Origin of the sequence: Micromonospora sp. NPDC048894, from assembly GCF_040649765.1 — a bacterium.
GTDB lineage: Bacteria > Actinomycetota > Actinomycetes > Mycobacteriales > Micromonosporaceae > Micromonospora > Micromonospora antibiotica.
Window position 1 is genome coordinate 391,786 of the sequence record NZ_JBEZFY010000001.1, and the last position, 19,025, is coordinate 410,810.

General features: G+C 72.7%; 12 protein-coding genes. 9 read left to right on the forward strand and 3 right to left on the reverse strand.

Annotated elements, in window-relative coordinates:
- Positions 1-2: 2 nt before the first annotated feature.
- Entirely contained in the window at positions 3-1,328 is a 1,326-nt protein-coding gene (locus AB0C22_RS01875) for a sensor histidine kinase (protein ID WP_219470578.1), read from the forward strand.
- Between the two features lies 1 nt (position 1,329).
- Positions 1,330-2,868, forward strand: coding sequence for a SpoIIE family protein phosphatase (locus AB0C22_RS01880; protein WP_219465747.1), 1,539 nt, complete (start codon positions 1,330-1,332; stop codon positions 2,866-2,868).
- Positions 2,869-3,543: 675 nt separating this feature from the next.
- On the opposite strand, the gene AB0C22_RS01885 is transcribed toward AB0C22_RS01880, so the two are convergent.
- Complete coding sequence (locus AB0C22_RS01885; protein ID WP_208565444.1) at positions 3,544-4,419, reverse strand: helix-turn-helix domain-containing protein; 876 nt, start codon at positions 4,417-4,419, stop codon at positions 3,544-3,546.
- Between the two features lie 31 nt (positions 4,420-4,450).
- Between AB0C22_RS01885 and AB0C22_RS01890 the strand changes: the two genes are divergently transcribed.
- The 4 genes from AB0C22_RS01890 to AB0C22_RS01905 are packed head-to-tail and all read left to right on the forward strand — an operon-like array spanning position 4,451 to position 7,823.
- A complete protein-coding gene (locus AB0C22_RS01890) occupies positions 4,451-5,023 on the forward strand; it encodes a TIGR03086 family metal-binding protein (protein WP_219465756.1) in 573 nt (190 codons plus the stop codon).
- Between the two features lie 33 nt (positions 5,024-5,056).
- Positions 5,057-5,593 (forward strand): PadR family transcriptional regulator, encoded by a 537-nt coding sequence (locus tag AB0C22_RS01895; RefSeq protein WP_204958604.1) that lies wholly within the window; start codon positions 5,057-5,059, stop codon positions 5,591-5,593.
- A complete protein-coding gene (locus AB0C22_RS01900; RefSeq protein WP_357532932.1) occupies positions 5,590-6,315 on the forward strand; it encodes an ABC transporter ATP-binding protein in 726 nt (241 codons plus the stop codon). Before AB0C22_RS01895 ends, AB0C22_RS01900 begins: the two co-directional genes overlap by 4 nt.
- Entirely contained in the window at positions 6,312-7,823 is a 1,512-nt protein-coding gene (locus tag AB0C22_RS01905) for an ABC transporter permease (protein ID WP_357532934.1), read from the forward strand. The genes AB0C22_RS01900 and AB0C22_RS01905 overlap by 4 nt, the downstream gene beginning before the upstream one ends.
- 127 nt (positions 7,824-7,950) lie before the next feature.
- Here the strand turns inward: AB0C22_RS01905 and AB0C22_RS01910 are convergent, their stop codons facing one another.
- Complete coding sequence (locus AB0C22_RS01910) at positions 7,951-10,047, reverse strand: S9 family peptidase (protein WP_357532936.1); 2,097 nt, start codon at positions 10,045-10,047, stop codon at positions 7,951-7,953.
- A gap of 83 nt (positions 10,048-10,130) precedes the next feature.
- Between AB0C22_RS01910 and AB0C22_RS01915 the strand changes: the two genes are divergently transcribed.
- Positions 10,131-11,558: an FAD-binding oxidoreductase gene (locus tag AB0C22_RS01915; RefSeq protein ID WP_357532938.1), complete on the forward strand. Its 1,428-nt coding sequence runs from the start codon at positions 10,131-10,133 to the stop codon at positions 11,556-11,558.
- 96 nt (positions 11,559-11,654) lie between these two features.
- On the opposite strand, the gene AB0C22_RS01920 is transcribed toward AB0C22_RS01915, so the two are convergent.
- The gene (locus AB0C22_RS01920) at positions 11,655-13,721 is read right to left on the reverse strand and encodes a SpoIIE family protein phosphatase (protein WP_219465764.1); all 2,067 of its coding nucleotides are present in this window, start codon (positions 13,719-13,721) and stop codon (positions 11,655-11,657) included.
- A 318-nt stretch (positions 13,722-14,039) separates the two neighbouring features.
- Between AB0C22_RS01920 and AB0C22_RS01925 the strand changes: the two genes are divergently transcribed.
- Positions 14,040-18,404, forward strand: a complete 4,365-nt coding sequence (locus AB0C22_RS01925; RefSeq protein ID WP_219465767.1) for a HAMP domain-containing protein — start codon at positions 14,040-14,042, stop codon at positions 18,402-18,404.
- The gene (locus tag AB0C22_RS01930) at positions 18,401-18,958 is read left to right on the forward strand and encodes a response regulator (RefSeq protein WP_208565450.1); all 558 of its coding nucleotides are present in this window, start codon (positions 18,401-18,403) and stop codon (positions 18,956-18,958) included. Before AB0C22_RS01925 ends, AB0C22_RS01930 begins: the two co-directional genes overlap by 4 nt.
- Positions 18,959-19,025 lie beyond the last annotated feature (67 nt).

Here is a 19,025-nt window from a genome sequence, read left to right on the forward strand (position 1 = left end):
GGATGGCGTTGCGGGTGGAACAGGACATCTTCGGGGTACGCCAGCGGGGCCGGGAGGTCGCGGCGGCGATCGGGCTGGAGCACCAGGACCAGGTGCGGTTCGCCACCGCGCTCAGCGAGGTGGCCCGGGACCTGCTGCGTACCGTGGACGGCGCGGACGTCAGCTTCGCCCTCGTCACGGAGCCGGACGGGCGGCGGTTCCTCAGCGTCGACCTCGCCCCGTTGCGTCCGCTGCCGGGCAACCGGTACGAGCCGCAGTCCGGCGCGGTGGCGCGATTGGTGGACACCCTGGGGCTGGCGGAGGCGGCGGGATATACCGTCGTGAGGATGTCCCGACGTGTCCCGGCCGCCGCTGCTGCGCTGACCCCGCCGCGCCTGGCAGAGCTGCGCGCCGAGCTGGGCACCAGCGCCCCGGCCAGCGCCCTGGACGAGTTGGCCACCCAGAACGGGCAGCTCATCGCCGCTCTCGACGAGGTACGCAGCCAGCGCGACGAGCTGGCCGTGCTGAACGCCGAGCTGGAGGAGACCAACCGGGGGGTGATGGCGCTCTACGGTCAGCTCTCCGAGGAGTTGGAGGAGACCAACCGGGGGGTGGTGGCCCTCTACGCGGAGCTGGACGAGAAGTCGGCACAGTTGCGTGCGGCGAGCGAGTCGAAGAGCCGTTTCCTGGCCAACGTCAGCCACGAGCTGCGGGCCCCGGTGACCGCGATCATCGGGCTGGGGCGGCTGCTGACCGACTCCGCGTCGGACCCGCTCACCGCCGAGCAGGCCCAGCAGGTCGAGCTGATCCGGTCCTCGGCAGCCGACCTGCTCTCCCTGGTCAACGACCTGCTTGACCTGGCCAAGGCGGAGGCTGGCCGGATCGAGCCGGAGTGGGTGCAGGTCGACCTGCGGGCGGTCTTCGGGCAGCTGCGGGGGACACTGCGGGCGCTCACCCTGCGTTCCGAGGTGGAGCTGGTGGTGGAGGAGCCGCCCCCGGGCACCGAGCTCCGCTCGGACGAGGTGCTGCTGGCCCAGGTGCTGCGCAACCTGCTGCACAATGCGGTGAAGTTCACCGACCGGGGTGAGGTGCGGATGTGCGCCGAGCGGGTCGACGACCGGGTGCGGATCCGCGTCTCGGACACCGGGCCGGGCATCCCCGCCGAGCTGCACGAACGGATCTTCGAGGAGTTCTACCAGGTGCCGGGGACCAGCCGGCGCAGCGGCACCGGTCTCGGTCTGCCGTACGCGCGGCGGCTGGTGACGCTGCTTGGCGGCACCCTGGCGCTGACCAGCGAGCCGGGTCGGGGCAGCAGCTTCACGGTGGACCTGCCCGTGGCGGGGGTGTGAGGTGGCCGGCGTCCCGGCGACGATCCTGGTGGTCGACGACAGCCCCACCAAGCGCTACCTGCTGGTGAGCTGGCTGACCCGGGCCGGTTTCACGGTCTGGGAGGCGGAGAACGGCACCGAGGCGCTGGCCCGGGTCGGGGTGGACCCGATCGACCTGGTGGTGCTCGACGTCCGGCTGCCGGACCTGAGCGGCTTCGAGGTCTGCGAACGGATCAAGGCGGACCACCCGGCCATTCCGGTGATCCACGTGTCCGCGCACGCCGTCGACGTGGTGGACCGTACCCAGGGACTGACCCGGGGTGCGGACGCCTACCTGGCCGAGCCGATCGAGCCGGAGGAGTTGGTGGCCACCGCGCACGCGGTGCTGCGCTACTACCAGGCGCGGACGCGGGCCGAGCTGCTCGCCGAGCGGCTCACCGGGTTGGCCGACACCACCGTGGCGGTGCACGCCGCGTCCACCTTCACCCGCCTGTTGCAGGAGGCGGCGGCCGGTGCGGCGCAGATCTTCCGCAGCCCGGCGGCGGTGGTCGCGGAGACCTTCGACGGGGACTGCCTGGCCGGGGTCGCCGCCGGTCCGGGCGCGACGGCGGAGGTCGTACCGTGGGTGGTCGACGACACCGGCGTGCCGACCGGGGCGACCGTCCGGGTGGACGCCCCCGACGGGTGGGGGTTGGTGCGCTGGCCGGCGGGCGACACGGTGACCGTGGCCGCCGCCAAGCTGCGGGAGGACCGCGCCCCGCTCTACGTGGTGGTGCCCACCGCCACCCAGACCGCCCGGACGCCGGTGCTGGTGCAGCTCGCCCAGGCGGTCGCCTCGGCGGTGGAGGCGCAGCGCTCCTTTGACGAGGAGCACCGGATCGCGGTGACCCTCCAGCGGAGCCTGCTGCCCCGACGGCTGCCCGACGTGGCCGGCCTCGACCTGGCGGTGCGTTACGAGCCGGCCAGCGCGCAGACCGAGGTGGGCGGGGACTTCTACGAGCTGGTGATGCTCGACGGGCACCTGTTGGTGGCGATCGGCGACGTCGCCGGCCACTCGCTGCACGCGGCGACGGTGATGGCCGAGCTGCGGCACGCGATGCGGGCGTACGCGGTGGAGGGGCACCAGCCCGGGGTGATCCTGGAACGGCTCAACGTGCTGATGCGTACGCTGCTGCGCAACGAACTGGCGACCCTGTGCATCCTGCTGCTGCACCCGTCGACGGGCCGGATCAGACTGGCCAGCGCCGGGCACCTGCCGGCACTGGTGACGGTGGACGGCCGGGTGGAGTTCGTGCAGCAGTCGGCCCCGCTGCTGGGGGTGCGCGCGGACCGGCCGGAGGATCTGGAGTTCACCCTGCCGGCGGGCGCGACGCTGGTGCTCTACACCGACGGGCTGATCGAACGGCGGGACACCACCATCGACGACGGTCTGGCCGCGTTGGCCGCCTGCGCGACGGTGGTCGACGACGACCTGGACGGCTTCTGCCAGCGGCTGCTGGTCGAGCTGGCCCCGCCGGAGATCCACGACGACGTCGCGGTGGTGGCGGTCCGCCGCCGCTGAGTGGTTCCGACTGCTTTCCCCGACTCCCGATCCGGCCCCCGGGCGGTCGTCCGCCGGCTCGACCGAGCCACCGAGGCCCCCCAATCCCAACAGCTGTCGTGGTTACTGAGGGTGCTCGGCGGCGGGCCGACTCCTGACGTCACTCACCGTAGCTAAGGGCCAACCTCGAATTACTCCCCTCTCCATCCTTTGCTCTGCTGCCTTATCCGCGACAGCGCGCTGAGCTGCAACTTTGAAAATCGCCATAGGTGGGTCGCTCTTCCAGCCTGAAACGGTGAGTAGCTGTCGCCTCGATGGCAGCAGAGCAAAGGATGCGGAGTGGGGAGATGGGGGGTGGCGGCTGATGTTACTCATCGTTATCGCCAGGGGGTGGGGCTGCTTGGTGCTGGGATCGCCAAAAGTGGGGACCAGGATCGTGGAGAGTTCCTGCGGCCATGGCGACGAGAACGCTTCACACGGTGAGCTGACCACCGGTGTGGTCCCGGACTGGTCCGGGCGGTGGGGTCGTCGGTCGACCACCGGGCGGGCTGAGCGACCCGGCGGGCGGGCTGAGCGACCCACCGGGCGGGCTGAGCGACCCGGCGGCCGGGCCGGCGGCGAAGCGGTCGCCTGCTCTCCGCGCCCGTCGGGCCGACGCCGTCCGGTGCGGGTCGCTGGCTCGGACGTGGGTGGGGATCAGTGCAGGGAGCGGGCGTAGCCGGTGGGGGTGTGACCGGTGACCGCGGCGAAGTCGCGGGCCAGGTGGGCCTGGTCGCTGTAGCCGAGGTCGGCGGCGAGGGCGGCCCAGTCGGGCAGCCCGGTGACGACCTGTTCGATCGCCTCCAGCAGGCGGTAGCGACGGATCACCCACTTGGGGCCGACGCCGACGTGGTCCAGGAAGAGCCGCTGTAACCGCCGGACGGAGAGATCGTGCCGGCGGGCCAGGTCGTCCACCCGCAGCACGCTCCGGTCGGTGCGGATCGACTCGGCGAGGGCGATCGCCTCGGCCGCCGCCGGGTCGGGCTGTGGCGCCCAGGCGAGCAGGAAGGCGTCCAACGCCCGCCGGCGCTCGTCGTCCGTACCCCCGCAGCGGGGTGACGCGACGGCGGACCCGGCGGCGCGGGGCGTGGTCGGGCCAGCGGGGTGGGTGGCGGCGGCACCGGGGGTGGTCGACCCGGCGGCGCGGGCGGCGATCGGGTCGGTGCGGAGCGGGACGTCCCGGTCGGTGAGTTCGGCGACCGGGCGACGCCAGAACGGGCGGAAGCCGCCGGGGCGGAACTGGATGCCGCTGACCGTTCCGGTGCCGGTCAGGGTGACCGTGAACAGCCGCCGACCGACCCCGGCCACCTCGGCGGTCTCCGGGCCGCCGGCATCCTGCCGGAAGACGACGTTGACCGCCGGGTGCGGCACCACCTGCTGGGTGAACGGCGCGGTCAGCGCCCAGTCGGCCAGCCAGTAGTGCTCCACCCACGGGCGCAGCGCGGGGGCCGGCAGGTGCCGCCGGAACCGCAGCTCCCGGCGCAGCCGGGCCGGATCGAGGATGCCCCGGTCATCCGCGCGTGGCTGTCGCATTCGTTCAAGACCACCTTCATACGCTGGCCGTATGCCAACGAAGACTAGTGAGCTGCTGGCCGCCGCCGCCCCGGGGACCGTGGAGTTGGTCCGGGCGATCGGCGACGACCAACTCGACCTGCCGACCCCGTGCGCGGAGTACGACGTCCGCGGACTGATCAACCACGTGTACGACGTGGCGGTCAACTTCCAACGCCTCGCCGCCGGGCAGGAGACGGACTGGTCGGTCAAGACCGATCACGTGGCCGAGCCGGGCTGGCGGGACCGGTTCGCCACTGAGGTGAAGCAGCTCGTCGTGGCCTGGGACGACCCGGCCAGCGAGGAGGGCGTCGCGCCGGCGATGGGGCTGCCCCGGTCGACGATCGGCCTGATGGGGGTGGTGGACCTGGTGGTGCACGGCTGGGACCTGGCGCGGGCCACCGGCCAGCCGTACCAGCCGGCGCGGGAGAGCATCGCGGCGCTGCACGGCTTCATGGACGAGATGGGCCCGATGGGCCGGCAGATGGGCGCCTTCGGCGCGGAGGTGCCGGTCGGGGCGGACGGGACCGAACTGGACCGGCTGCTCGGCCGTACCGGTCGCGATCCGGCCTGGAGGGCTGCTTGACATCGACTATTCACTGGATGAATAGTTGGCCGGGTGTCCACGTCGCACGTGCTGCTCGGGTTGCTGGCCGCCGGCAACCGGCACGGCTACGAGCTGAAGCGCGCCCACGACACCCGGCTGCCCCGGGCCAAGCCGCTCGCCTTCGGCCAGGTCTACGCCACCCTGGGGCGCCTGCAACGGGACGGCCTGGTGGTCACCGCCGGTCAGGAACGCGAGGCCGGCCCCGACCGGACCGCCTACGCGCTCACCGACCAGGGCCGGGCCGCGCTCGCCGGCTGGCTCGCCGCCGTCGAGCCACCCATGCCCTACGTGACCAGCGCGCTGTTCACCAAGGTCGCGGTGGCGTTGCTGGTCGCCGACCTCAACGCGGCCCGGTCCTACCTGATCGCCCAGGCGCGGGCGCACACCGACCGGCTGCGCGAACTCACCGCCGTCAAGACGGCACCCTCGACCACCCTCGATGACGTCGTCGCCGTCGACTACGCCGTCGCTCACCTCGACGCCGACCTGAGGTGGCTGCGCACCACCCTGGCCCGCGTCGCCGACTGGCACCGGGAGGTGCACCCGTGAGCCGACTCCAGGCCCGCGACGTGGTCCGGTCGTACGGCCCGACACCGGCCCTGCGCGGCGTCAGCCTCGACGTCGCCGACGGCGAGATCGTCGCCGTGACCGGACCCAGCGGCTGCGGCAAGTCCACCCTGCTGCACTGCCTCGCCGGCATCCTGCGCCCCGACGAGGGGGCGGTGCGCTGGAACGGCGAGCGGATCGACACCTGGCCCGAGGCGGCGCGGTCCCGGCTGCGCCGTACCGAGTTCGGGGTGTTGTTCCAGTTCGGTCAGCTCGTCCCCGAGTTGACCGCGGCGGAGAACGTCGCCCTGCCCCTGCTCCTCGCCGGCACGGGGCGGCGAGAAGCAGGGCGGGCGGCGGGCGAATGGCTGGACCGCTTCGGCGTCGGGCACCTCGCCGACGTGCGCCCCGGCGCGATGTCCGGCGGGCAGCAGCAGCGCTGCGCCACCGCCCGCGCCCTGGTCACCGGGCCCCGGGTGATCTTCGCCGACGAGCCGACCGGTGCCCTCGACACGCTCAGCGGCGAGGAGGTCCTCACCCAGCTCGTCCAGCTCGCCCGGGAGCAGGGCACCACCATCGTCCTGGTCACCCACGAACCCCGGATCGCCGCGTACGCCGACCGCGAGGTGATGCTCCGCGACGGCGTGGTCGACCCGACGGGCCTCGGCCTGGACGAAACCCTCGTCCCGCTCCCGGCGGCCGGCCCCGGCGCGGACCCCCGGTGAGGCCGGGCGTCGCGCTGCGGCTCGCCCTGGCCGGCAACCGCACCGACACCGCCCGGGTCGTGCTCACCGCGCTCAGCGCCGCCCTGGCCAGCCTCGCCGGGCTGGCCGCCCTCACCGTGCTGGCCATCCCGACCCCACCCGGCGGACGGGGCAGCAACAACTCCGAGCAGTACACCAACGCGCTGCTGCGCGAGCCGGGCCTGCGCGGCGGGACGGCGGTCGCGTTGCTGCTGCTCGCCGTGCCGGTGCTCGCCCTGGCCGGGCAGTGCGTGCGGCTCGGCGCCCCGGCCCGGGACCGGCGACTCGCCGCGTTCCGGCTGGCCGGGGCCACCCCCGGGCAGGTGACCGGGCTGGTCGCGGTGGAGGCCGGGCTGGCCAGCCTGCTCGGCACCCTGGTCGGGCTGGGGACGTACCTGGTGGGCCGGGTGCTGCTGCACCGGCCCGACGCCCGGGGGCTGCTGCCGCTGCCCACCGACGTGCTGCCGGCGCCGCCGGTGATCGCGGCGGTGGTGCTCGGCCTGCCGGTGCTGGCCGGGCTGGTCGGTGTCGTCCTGCTGCGCCGGGTCACCGCGACCCCGCTCGGCGTGGTCCGGCGGACCCGCCGGGAACGTGCCCCGAGGCCGTGGGCCGGGCTGCTGATCGTGGCCGGGCCGGCCGCGTTCGGCCTGCTCGCCCCGATCAACAGGTGGTACGCCGACCGTGCTCAGGACCCACCGGCGCTGCTGGAGCCGGCGCTGATGGCCGGCGGTGCGCTGGCCGCGCTGGTCGGGGTGGTGGTCGGCACCGGCTGGCTGTCGTACACGGCCGGGCGGCTGCTGCACCGGTGGGGTCGCGGGGCGGCCGTGCTGCTGGCCGCCCGTCGGTTGACCGCCGACCCGTGGGCCGGCAGCCGGACCCTGGCCGCCCTGCTGACGGCGGTGATCGTGGGGGCGGGTGCGGCCGGGCTCCGGGCCTCGATGATCGCCGACATGGCGGCGAACCGGGCCACCGGCCAGGGCCTGGCCGGCAGTGACGACTTCTACCTGAACACGATGGACCTGGTCGACCGGGCCGCCCAGCTGGCCGTGGCGCTGGCCGCCGGTGGCCTGGTCGTCGCCCTGGTCGAGGGGATCGTCGCCCGCCGCCGGACGTACGCGGCGCTGGTCGCCTCCGGGGTCCCCCGCAGCGTCATCGGCCGGTCCGTCGGGTGGCAGGCGCTGGCCCCGGCGGTGCCGGCCATCGTAGTGGCGCTCGCCGGCGGCCTGCTGCTCATCTGGGGCGTCGCGGGCCGCCCACGCACCTACGGGGCGCACTCCTTCCAGGTGTGCACGGGCGACGCCGTGCGGTGCGCCGACCCGTCGGCCCTGCGCACCGTGTGGGTGCCCGAGGTCGTGGTGACACCCGAGCTGCCGTGGGCGCAACTCGCCTGGGTCGGCGCGGGTGCCCTGGTCGCCGTGCTGGTCACGGTCGGTGTCGGTCTGCTCTTCCTGCGGATGAGCACCGCCGTCGAGGAACTCCGCACCGGCTGACCGCGATCAGCCGGTGCGCAGCGGCAACCGCCCGCCGGTCCCGGGCCGACCCGCCGAGCGTTGCCGGCCCGCCGGTCCCGGCCGGCCCGGGGACCCGCCCCGGCCCGGCGGGGACCGGTGGCGGCGGTCAGGCGCGGCCCAGCCGGTCGAGGATCCAGGCGTTGATGAACGCCTCCTCGCGCCAGGCGTCGTACCGGCCGCTGGGGCCGCCGTGGCCGGCACCCATCTCCGTCTTGAGCAGGTAGTCGCCCTGCGGGGCCACCGCCCGCAGCCGGGCGATCCACTTGGCCGGCTCGTGGTAGAGCACCCGGGTGTCGTTGAGGCTGGTCACCGCCAGGATCGCCGGGTAGTCGGCGGCGGTGACGTTCTCGTACGGTGTGTACGACTTCATGTACGCGTACACCTCCGGGTCGGCGAGCGGGTTGCCCCACTCCTCCCACTCGGTGACGGTCAACGGCAGCGACGGGTCGAGGATCGAGGTGAGCGCGTCCACGAAGGGCACCTGCGCCACGATCCCGGTGAACGCGTCCGGGGCGATGTTGGCGACCGCGCCCATCAGCAGGCCACCGGCCGAGGCGCCCCGGGCGACCAGCCGGTCGGCCGCCGTCCAGCCGGCCTTGACCAGGTGCCGGGCGCAGGCCACGAAGTCGGTGAAGGTGTTCTTCTTGGCCAGCATTTTGCCCTCGTCGTACCACCGGCGGCCCAGTTCACCGCCGCCCCGGATGTGCGCCACGGCGAAGACGACGCCCCGGTCGAGCAGGCTGAGCCGGGCGACCGAGAACCACGGGTCCATGCTGGCCTCGTACGAGCCGTACCCGTAGATCACGGCGGGGGCGGAGCCGTCGCGTGGGGTGTCCCGGTGGCAGACCAGCGAGATGGGCACCCGGGTGCCGTCGTCGGCGAGCGCCCACTCGCGGTGCTGCTCGTAGTCGGCCGGGTCGTACGCGCGCCCGTCCGGCCCGGGGAGCACCGGCTTGCGGCGACGCAGCGTCAGTTCCCGGGTGACCAGGTCGTAGTCGTAGACCGAGTCGGGGGTGACCAGCGAGGTGTAGCGGAACCGCAGCTGCCGGGTGCGGTATTCCGGGTTGGCGTCCAGCCCGACGCTGTGGATCGGCTCGGGGAACTCGATGTCGTGGCCGTCGCCGCCGCCGACGGGGAGCACCCGCAGCCCGGTCAGCCCGTTGCTGCGCAGCGAGACGACCAGGTGGTCGGCGAACGCGTCGACCGACTCCAGCCGGGTGCCGGGGCTGTGCGGGATCAGCGGCACCCAGTCGCCGGGGGCGTCCGCCGAGGTGTACGCGAGCGCGAAGTCCTCCGCGCCGTCGTTGTGCAGGATCAGGAACCGGTGGCCGTGGTGCTCGACGCTGTATTCGACGCCCTGCCGGCGCGGGGCGATCACGGCTGGCTCGCCGGTCGGGTTGTCGGCCGGGATGACCCGCACCTCGCTGGTGACCTTGCTGGTGCTGTCGATCAGCACGAACCGCTCGGATCGGGTCAGCTCGACGCCCACCCAGAACCGCTCGTCCTCCTCCAGATGCACCACCACGTCCTCGCCCGACGGGGTGCCGACGGTGTGCCGCCACACCCGGTTGGGTCGCCACGCCTCGTCGACGGTGATGTAGAACAGCACGGTCGCGTCGGCCGACCAGGCGGTGCCGTAGAAGGTGTCGGGCACCTCGTCGCCGAGCAGTTCGCCGGTGCTCAGGTCCTTGATCCGCAGGGTGAAGCGTTCGTCGCCGGAGAAGTCCGTCGAGTAGGCCAGCCACCGCCCGTCGGGGCTGACGTCGAACGCGCCGAGGGAGAAGAAGTCGTGCCCTTCGGCGAGCTGGTTGCCGTCGAGCAGTACCTCTTCGCCGTCGAGCGGGGCGCCGTCCGCGCTGACCGGCGGGTCGGTCTCGTCGTCGCGGACCGCGCGGCGGCAGTGCACGCCGTACTGCTGGCCCTCGATCGTGCGGGTGTAGTACCAGTGGCCGCCCTTGCGGGTGGGCACCGACAGGTCGGTCTCCTGGGTGCGCTGCTTCGTCTCGGCGAACAGCGTGCCGCGTAACGCTTCCAGGTGCGTGGTGCGCTGCTCGGTGTAGGCGTTCTCGGCGGTCAGGTGGGCGATGGTCGCCGGGTCGTCCTTGGCGGCCAGCCAGGCGTACTCGTCGACGACGGTGTCGCCGTGGTGGGTGCGCTCCGCGCGGACCTGTCGGGCGACGGGCGGGGTGGTCTCGGTGGTCACGCCGCCACGTTACCGGCCCGTCGCGCTGCGCGGCGCGGTCGAACCACCACCCACCTCTTTAGAACATGTGTACGATGACTGTCATGTCGACGCCAGCGGGTTCGAGCGGTGCAGCGGAGATCACCCGCCGGTTGGCCGGGATCTGCGGTCCGTCCTTCGCCCGGTTCGCGGGCGCGGCCGACGAGGTCGCCGGCCGGCTCGCCCGGTGGGTGGCCGTCCCGGGTGGGCCCCGGGCGGCGGCCGAGGTGCTGCGGCTCGCCGCCCGGCACGACCTGTCGGTGGTGCCCCGGGGCGCGGGCACGAAGATCGACTGGGGTGCCGCGCCGGCCCGGGTCGACATCATGCTCGACACCGGCCGGCTCGCCGGGGTCGGCCACCAGCCGGCGGCCTCCCCGGTGGTCGAGGTGGGTGCCGGCACCCCGCTGCGGGCGGTGCAGGCCACCCTGGAACGTGCCGGCCGTCGGCTGGCCCTCGACCCGCCGTCCCCCGGTGCCACCCTCGGTGGGGTGCTCGCCGCCGACGAGTCCGGTCCGCTGCGGCACCGGCACGGCACCCCCTGCGCGCAGCTCGTCGGCCTGCGGTGGTTGGACGCCGACGGTGAGCTGGTCAGTGCCGGCCGCAGCGCCGCGGAGCTGTCCGGGGTGAGCGCACCCGTCGGTCTCGACTTGGGCCGGTTGCTCTGTGGTTCGCAGGGCGGGCTGGGCGTGCTCGTCTCGGCGACGCTGCACGCGCAGGCGCTGCCGGCGAGCCAGGTCTGGGTGTCTCGACCGGTGTGGAGCCCGCTGGAGGTGCACGACCTGGTGCGGGCGGTGTTCGCCGCCGACCTCGACCCGGCGGCCGTCGAGCTGGACCTGCCGGCCACCGGGTCCCCGCCGCGTCGGGCGGTCGCCCCGGCGTCGGGCGCGACGTCGGGGCCGCCCGGTCGACCGATGTCCGCCGCCGAGGCGGCGGCCCGGGCCAACCATCCCGCGATGTCCGGCCGGCGGGCCGATCCGCCGCCCGCCCGGGGTAGCGCCGGTGAGCTGGCGATCCTGCTGGAGGGTGACCGGTCCGAGGTGGCCGAGCGGGCCGACCGCCTGTTGGCCGTGCTCGGTGGCGCGGCGAGCGTCGCCCCGTTCGCCCCGGCCTGGTGGGGGCGCTACCCGTTCGGCCCGGGCGACACCGCGTTGCGGGTCGAGGCCCCGGCCAAGGATCTGCACGCCGCCGTCTACGCGTTGCGCGACGCCGCCGGCACACCCCTGTCGGTACGCGGCTGCGCCGGTGCGGGTGTGGTGCACGCCGCGCTGCCCGGATCGTTCCCCGTCGACCGGGTGGCCGGCATCCTGGCCGCCGTCCGGGGGGTGTTGCTCGCCCGCCGGGGCCGGTGCGTGGTGGTCGCCGCTCCCGCTGCGGTCCGCCGTGAGGTCGACGTGTGGGGTGAGGCGGCGGTGATCCCCCGGCTGCGGGAGGCGAAGGAGCACCTCGACCCGCACCGCCGGCTCGCCCCCGGCCGCCTCCCCGGCGGCCTCTGACCAGCCCCGGCGGCCTCCCCCGGTGGCCTTTGACCAACTCCGGCGGCCCCTGACCAACCCCGGTGGCCTCTGGGTGTCGAGGTGATCGGGAGTGGATCAGGAGAGGGCGTCGTTGCGCAGCACCAGGATGGCGATGTCGTCGCGGGGTGACTCGACCGAAAAGTTGATCGCGGTGGCCCGCAGTCGCGCCGCGACCACGTCGGCGGAGTAGCCGGCCAGCGGCGCGGCGGCCTCCCGCAGCCGCTCGGTGCCGAAGAGTTCCCGGCCGCGTCGCCGCTCGGTCACCCCGTCGGTATAGAAGATCAGCGCATCGCCCGGCGCGAGCAGGATCTCCTCCGCCGGTGAGGTGATCGAGTCGAGCAGGCCGAGCGCGGTTCCACCGGTCCCGACGAAGTTCGCCCCGCCGGGACCGTGCAACAGCACCGGTCGGTCGTGCCCGGCCAGGTGCAGCGAGACGTCGAGCCCGTCGCCGTCGTCCGGCCCGACCGCCGCCAGGGCCAGCGTGCAGTAGCGTCCCCCGCCGCGCTCGACAAGCGTGTCGTTGAGCCGGGCCAGCACCTCGGGCAGCGGCTTGCCGTCCCCGACGAGCACCCGGATCACGTCCCGGACCAGCCCGGTCACCGCCGCCGCCTGCACCCCCTTGCCGGACACGTCGCCGACCACCACCAGCCAGCGCCCGTCCGGCAGCGGCACCACGTCGTAGAAGTCGCCGCCGACCTCGGCCTCGTCCCCGGTCGGGACGTACTCGGCGGCGAAGCCGACGCCCTCGACGACCGGGAGCACCGGCGGCAGCAGCGACTGTTGGAGGGTCTGCGCCACCCGACGCCGTTCGGCGTGGATCCGGGCGTTCTCGATGGCGAGGCCGGCCCGCCGGGCCACGTCCTCCAGCACCGCCACCTCGTCGGCGTCGTGCCGGTGCCGCTGGTGCCGGCCCACGGCCAGGGTGCCGAGCTTCTGGCTGCGGACGACCAGCGGCACGGCGAAGCCCTCCATCGGCCCACCGAGCGGCACCTGGGACCCGGTGCGCGACGCCTCGCGCAGCCGGGCCTGGACCGAGTCCGGCCCGGACTCCTCCAGCACCTTGTGCAGTTGGGGCAGGACCGACTCGTCGGCGTGGCTGCACGCGGCCAGCTTGAGCCGGCCCCACTCGTCGGTGGTGTGCACCGCGCACCACTGGCCGAGCCGGGGCACCACCAGTTGCGGGATCAGCGCCATGGTCAGGTCCACGTCGAGCGACTGGGCGAGCAGTTCGCTGGCCTCGGCGAGGAAGGTCAGCCAGGCCGAGCGGCGGACGTCGGCGCGGCGCAGCCGGTCGTTCTCCAGGTGCAGCGAGAGCCGTTCGGCGGCGAGTACGGCCAACGGCCGGGCGTACGCCGACGGTGCCGCGTCCAGCTCCAACTCCCCACCGTACGGTCGGTGCACCGCCAGCGGGACCCGGAGCAGCTCGTTGCCGGCGCGCGGCTGGCGGCCGTACCGGGCCAGCACCTGCGGGCCCTCTCCCTCGCCCCGGTCGAGCCGGATCACCCCGCCGGCCGCGCCCACCATCTCGGCGACCCGGGTGAGCAGGTCGGTGGCGAACTCGGGCAGCGGTTCGTCGGCGTACGGGTCGGGCCTGGTCTGGGTCAGTTCGCTCATCGCTGCGGCGCTCGGTGCGGTGGTCGCCAGGTCGCTCTCGGCCTGCCCGGGTGGCGGGTACGGGGACAGCGGCCCGCCGCCGTGGTCGCCGTGGCGGTCCAGCCGGAACCACACCCCCTTGCCGGTGGGCAGGTAGGTGGTGCCCCAGCGGCTGGCGAAGTGGTCGACGAGCAGCAGCCCGCGCCCCCGGGCGGAGACCTCGCCGATCTCGTCGGTGTCGTTGCGGCTGCCGACGATCAGCTCGTCGACCGGCCCTGCGGCGAAGTCGGAGACGGTGACGGTCAGGCCGATCCGGTCGGCGACGACCTCGATGTCCAGTTCGGTGCGGGCGTGCTCGACGGCGTTGGTGGACAGTTCGGTGGTGAGCAGCAGTGCCTCGTTGAGCAGTTCGTCGAGGTCCGCCTCGGCGAGCACGGAGCGGACGACGGCGCGGGCGGCAGCCGGGGTGCGCCGGTCGGCGGGCAGTCGGACGCGCCGGACGTGCTCGTCCCGTCCCGCGTCTGTCCCGGCCCCCGGCTCCGTTGACACCCCCGTATCCTCTACCGCGACCGCCCGGGTGCCAAGCCGCACCACGCACCGTCACACCCGTCGCACCGATCGGCAGGTCGACGTCACCCCCGTCGTCGGGTGCGGGTCGGCGACCAACGGCTACGTGTCGACCTGTGGTGGTGGTGGGGCCGGGTGCCGGGACCGCGTCCCGCCTGCGGTGTCGCTGTCGGGGCGGTGGTGGCACCGGCAGGGACATGTCGGGCACGTCGTGTCCGCTGCCCGGGTCCGGACGCGGGCACAATGAGGGAAAGTCGGCGTGTCGGCACGCCGGGGACCCTCCGAGCTGAGCGAGGAAAGATGACCGCGAAACAGTCGGTGACGGCGGACGTGTCCGCTTCCGAGCATGACGCGCTCCTCGGTGAGCTGTCGGAGGCGCTGCGGCGGGTCGGCCGGGGTGACTTCAAGGTACGGCTGCCCCGGCGCGCGGGTGCGGCTGGTGAGGTGGCGGACGCCTTCAACGAGGTGGTGTCGCTCCAGGAACGGCAGCACCTGGACCTGCGCCGGATCAGTCGGGTGGTGGGCCGGGACGGCCGGCTGACCGAGCGCCTCGACGAGGAGGGCCTGGACGGCTCCTGGGCGGAGGGCCAGCGGGCGGTCAACTCGCTGATCGACGACCTGGGTCGACCGACCACCGAGATCGCCCGGGTGATCATGGCGGTGGCCGACGGTGACCTCTCCCAGCACATGGAGTTGGAGATCGACGGTCGCCCGCTGCGCGGTGAGTACCTGCGGATCGGCCGGACGGTCAACACGATGGTCGGGCAGCTCTCGTCGTTCTCCAACGAGGTGACCCGGGTGGCCCGGGAGGTGGGCACCGAGGGCAAGTTGGGTGGTCAGGCGGACGTACGGGGTGTCGCCGGCACCTGGAAGGACCTCACCGACTCGGTGAACACCATGGCGTCGAACCTGACCGGCCAGGTGCGGTCGATCTCGCAGGTGGCGACGGCGGTGGCCCGGGGTGACCTGTCTCAGAAGATCACGGTCGGGGCGCGCGGCGAGGTCGCCGAGCTGGCCGACACGATGAACTCGCTGACCGACACGCTGCGCCTGTTCGCCGAGCAGGTGACCCGGGTGGCGCGGGAGGTGGGCACCGAGGGCAAGCTCGGTGGGCAGGCCGACGTGCCGAACGTCGCGGGCACCTGGAAGGACCTCACCGACAGCGTCAACTCGATGGCGTCGAACCTGACCTCTCAGGTGCGTAACATCGCGCAGGTCTCGACGGCGGTGGCCCGGGGTGACCTGAGCCAGAAGATCACCGTGGCGGCGCAGGGCGAGATCCTGGAGCTGAAGGACACCGTGAACACGATGGTGGACCAGCTCAGCTCGTTTGCCGACGAGGTGACCCGGGTGGCCCGGGAGGTGGGCATCGAGGGCAAGTTGGGCGGTCAGGCCCAGGTACGCGGGGTCTCCGGCACCTGGCGGGACCTGACGGAGAACGTCAACCAGCTCGCCGGCAACCTGACCAGCCAGGTCCGCAACATCTCCCAGGTCTCCACGGCGGTGGCGAAGGGTGACCTGTCGCAGAAGATCACCGTGGACGCGCAGGGCGAGATCCTGGAGCTGAAGAACACCGTCAACACGATGGTCGACCAGTTGTCGTCGTTCGCCGACGAGGTGACCCGGGTGGCCCGCGAGGTGGGCACCGAGGGCAAGCTGGGCGGGCAGGCGCAGGTGAAGGGTGTCTCGGGCACCTGGCGCGATCTCACCGACAACGTGAACTCGATGGCGTCCAACCTGACGTCCCAGGTGCGCAACATCGCCTCGGTGACGACGGCGGTGGCGAAGGGCGACCTGTCGCAGAAGATCACCGTGGATGCCCGGGGTGAGATCCTGGAGCTGAAGTCCACGGTCAACACGATGGTGGATCAGCTGTCGTCGTTCGCCGACGAGGTGACCCGGGTGGCCCGGGAGGTGGGCACCGAGGGCAAGCTCGGCGGTCAGGCCCAGGTACGCGGGGTCGCCGGCACCTGGCGGGATCTCACCGACAACGTGAACTCGATGGCGTCGAACCTGACCAGTCAGGTGCGTAACATCGCGCAGGTCTCCACGGCGGTGGCGAAGGGTGACCTGTCGCAGAAGATCACGGTGGACGCGCAGGGCGAGATCCTGGAGCTGAAGAACACCGTCAACACGATGGTGGACCAGCTCAGCTCGTTTGCCGACGAGGTGACCCGGGTGGCCCGGGAGGTGGGCACCGAGGGCAAGCTCGGCGGGCAGGCGCAGGTGAAGGGTGTCTCGGGCACCTGGCGGGATCTCACCGACAACGTGAACTCGATGGCGTCCAACCTGACGTCCCAGGTGCGCAACATCGCCTCGGTGACCACGGCGGTGGCCAAGGGTGACCTCGGTCAGAAGATCACGGTGGACGCGCAGGGCGAGATCCTGGAGCTGAAGAACACGGTCAACACGATGGTGGACCAGCTCAGCTCGTTCGCCGACGAGGTGACCCGGGTGGGTCGCGAGGTCGGCATCGAGGGCAAGCTCGGCGGTCAGGCCCAGGTCAAGGGCGTGAGCGGCACCTGGCGGGACCTCACCGAGAACGTGAACCAGCTCGCCTCGACCCTGACCACCCAGCTCCGGGCGATCTCCCAGGTCTCCACGTCGGTGACCCGGGGCGACCTTACCCAGCGGATCGCGGTCAAGGCGCAGGGCGAGGTCGCCGAGCTGAAGGACAACATCAACCAGATGATCGTCACCCTGCGGGAGACGACCAAGAAGAACGCCGAGCAGGGCTGGCTCGACTCCAACCTGGCCCGCATCGGTGGCCTGCTCCAGGGCCAGCGGGACCTGGGCGAGGTCTGCCGCATGATCATGATGGAGGTGACCCCGCTGGTCGACGCGCAACTCGGCGCGTTCTTCCTGGCGGACACCTCCGACGGGGTGATGCGGCTGCGGCTGACCGCGTCGTACGGGTATGTGGCGCGGGGGCACGACGTCACGTTCGGGCCCGGTGAGGGGCTGGTCGGTCAGGCGGCGCTCTCCCGCCGGACGATCCGGCTCAACGCGCTGCCCGACGGGCGGATCACCCTGCGGTCGGGGCTGGCCGAGACGCTCCCGTCCGACCTGGTGGTGCTGCCGATCCTGTTCGAGGGGGAGCTGCTCGGGGTGATCGAGTTCGCCAGCGTGGCCCGCTTCTCGGAGCTGCACCTGGCGTTCCTGGAGCGGCTGGTGCTCACCATCGGTGTCGCGGTCAACACCATCCAGGCCAACCGGCGTACGGAGGAGTTGCTGGCCCAGTCGCAGCGGCTGGCGTTGGAGTTGCAGGACCAGTCGGCGGAGTTGCAGCGCACCAACGCCGAGTTGGAGGACAAGGCGAAGCTGCTCAGTGAGCAGAAGGGCAACATCGAGACCAAGAACCGGGAGATCGAACTGGCCCGGCTCGGCCTGGAGGAGAAGGCGCAGCAGCTCACCCGGGCGTCGGCGTACAAGTCGGAGTTCCTGGCGAACATGAGCCACGAGCTGCGTACCCCGCTGAACTCGCTGCTGCTGCTGGCCCGGTTGCTGGTGGAGAACTCGGAGCGCAACCTCACCCCGAAGCAGATCGAGTTCGCCCGGACGATCCACGGCTCGGGCTCGGACCTGCTGCGCCTGATCGACGACATCCTGGACCTGTCCAAGATCGAGGCGGGTCGGATGGACGTCGAGCCGACGGAGATCCGGTTCGCCGAGATCCGCAACTACGTGGAGCAGGCGTTCGCCCCGCAGGCGGAGGACAAGAACCTCGACTTCCAGGTGCGGGTGGCCAAGGAACTGCCGCCGGCCCTGGTGACCGACGCCCAACGGTTGCAGCAGATCCTGCGCAACATGCTCTCCAACGCGGTGAAGTTCACCGACAACGGCGCGGTCACCCTGCGGATCGCCCCGGCGGCGGAGAACGCGGTCTTCGACGTGCCGGCGTTGACCAACGCCCGCCAGGTGATCGCCTTCACCGTGATCGACACCGGCATCGGCATCTCCGACGACAAGCTGAGCATCATCTTCGAGGCGTTCCAGCAGGCCGACGGCACCACCAGCCGGCGGTACGGCGGCACCGGGCTGGGCCTGTCGATCAGTCGGGACCTGGCTCGGCTGATCGGCGGCACGATCACCGTGACCTCCGCGCCGGGGCAGGGTTCGACGTTCACCCTCTTCGTACCGGATGTGCTGGCGCCGGACGCGGTGGTGGCGCCGCAGTCACCGTCGCCGGAGCGCGCGGGCCTGCCGGCGTCGCTGCTGATGCCGCCGGTGGAGTTGCTGGCCGCGCCGGAGGCCCCGGCCACCCGGCAGTTGGACGGCGCGACGGTACTGATCGTCGACGACGACGTACGCAACGTGTTCGCGTTGACCAGCGCGTTGGAACTGCACGGGATGACCGTGCTGTACTCGGACAACGGCGCGGACGGGGTTCGCGTGCTGGCCGAGCATCCGGAGGTGGACATCGTGCTGATGGACGCCATGATGCCCGACCAGGACGGTTACGAGACGACCCGGCAGATCCGCCGGAACCACCGCTTCGCGGACCTGCCGATCGTCTTCCTCACCGCGAAGGCGATGCCCGGCGACCGGGAGTCGGCGCTGGCGGCCGGGGGTAGCGACTACATCACCAAGCCGGTGGACCTGGACGGGCTGATCGAGCGGATGGCGTCCTGGATCAGTGGCAGCCGAGACAAGGAGAATTCGTGACCCAGACTGCCAAGGCGCTGCTGGTCGACGACCGTCGGGAGAACCTGATGGCCCTGGAGGCGATCCTCCAGGGGCTCCCGGTGCAGTCGGTGGCCGTGGAGAGCGGTGAGGCGGCGCTGAAGCAACTGCTGGTGGACGACTTCGCGGTCATCCTGCTGGACGCCCAGATGCCCGACATGGACGGCTTCGAGACGGCCAGTCACATCAAGCGCCGGGAGCGGACCCGGCACGTGCCGATCATCTTCCTCACCGCCGCCGACAAGGACGCCCAGTTGGCGCTGCGCGGCTATGCGGTCGGGGCGGTGGACTACCTGACCAAGCCGTTCGACCCGTGGGTGTTGCGGGCGAAGGTGTCGGTGTTCGTGGAGCTGTGGGTGAAGACCCGGCAGTTGGCGGCGCAGTCCGACGTGGTGCGTGAGCGTGACGCCCAGTGGCGGGTGCTCACCGACGCGGTGGACGCGGCGGCCACCCTGCTGCGGGTCGAGGACGACCCGGAGGCCCGGCAGCGTGCCCTGGACATTCTGGAGCAGGCCCGCTGGGGCAACACCGCCTGACCGGCGGCGTGCACCGGGCGTGACCAGGCGGGTGCCGGCCCGGCCGGGGGGCGGGCGTGCGGTCGGG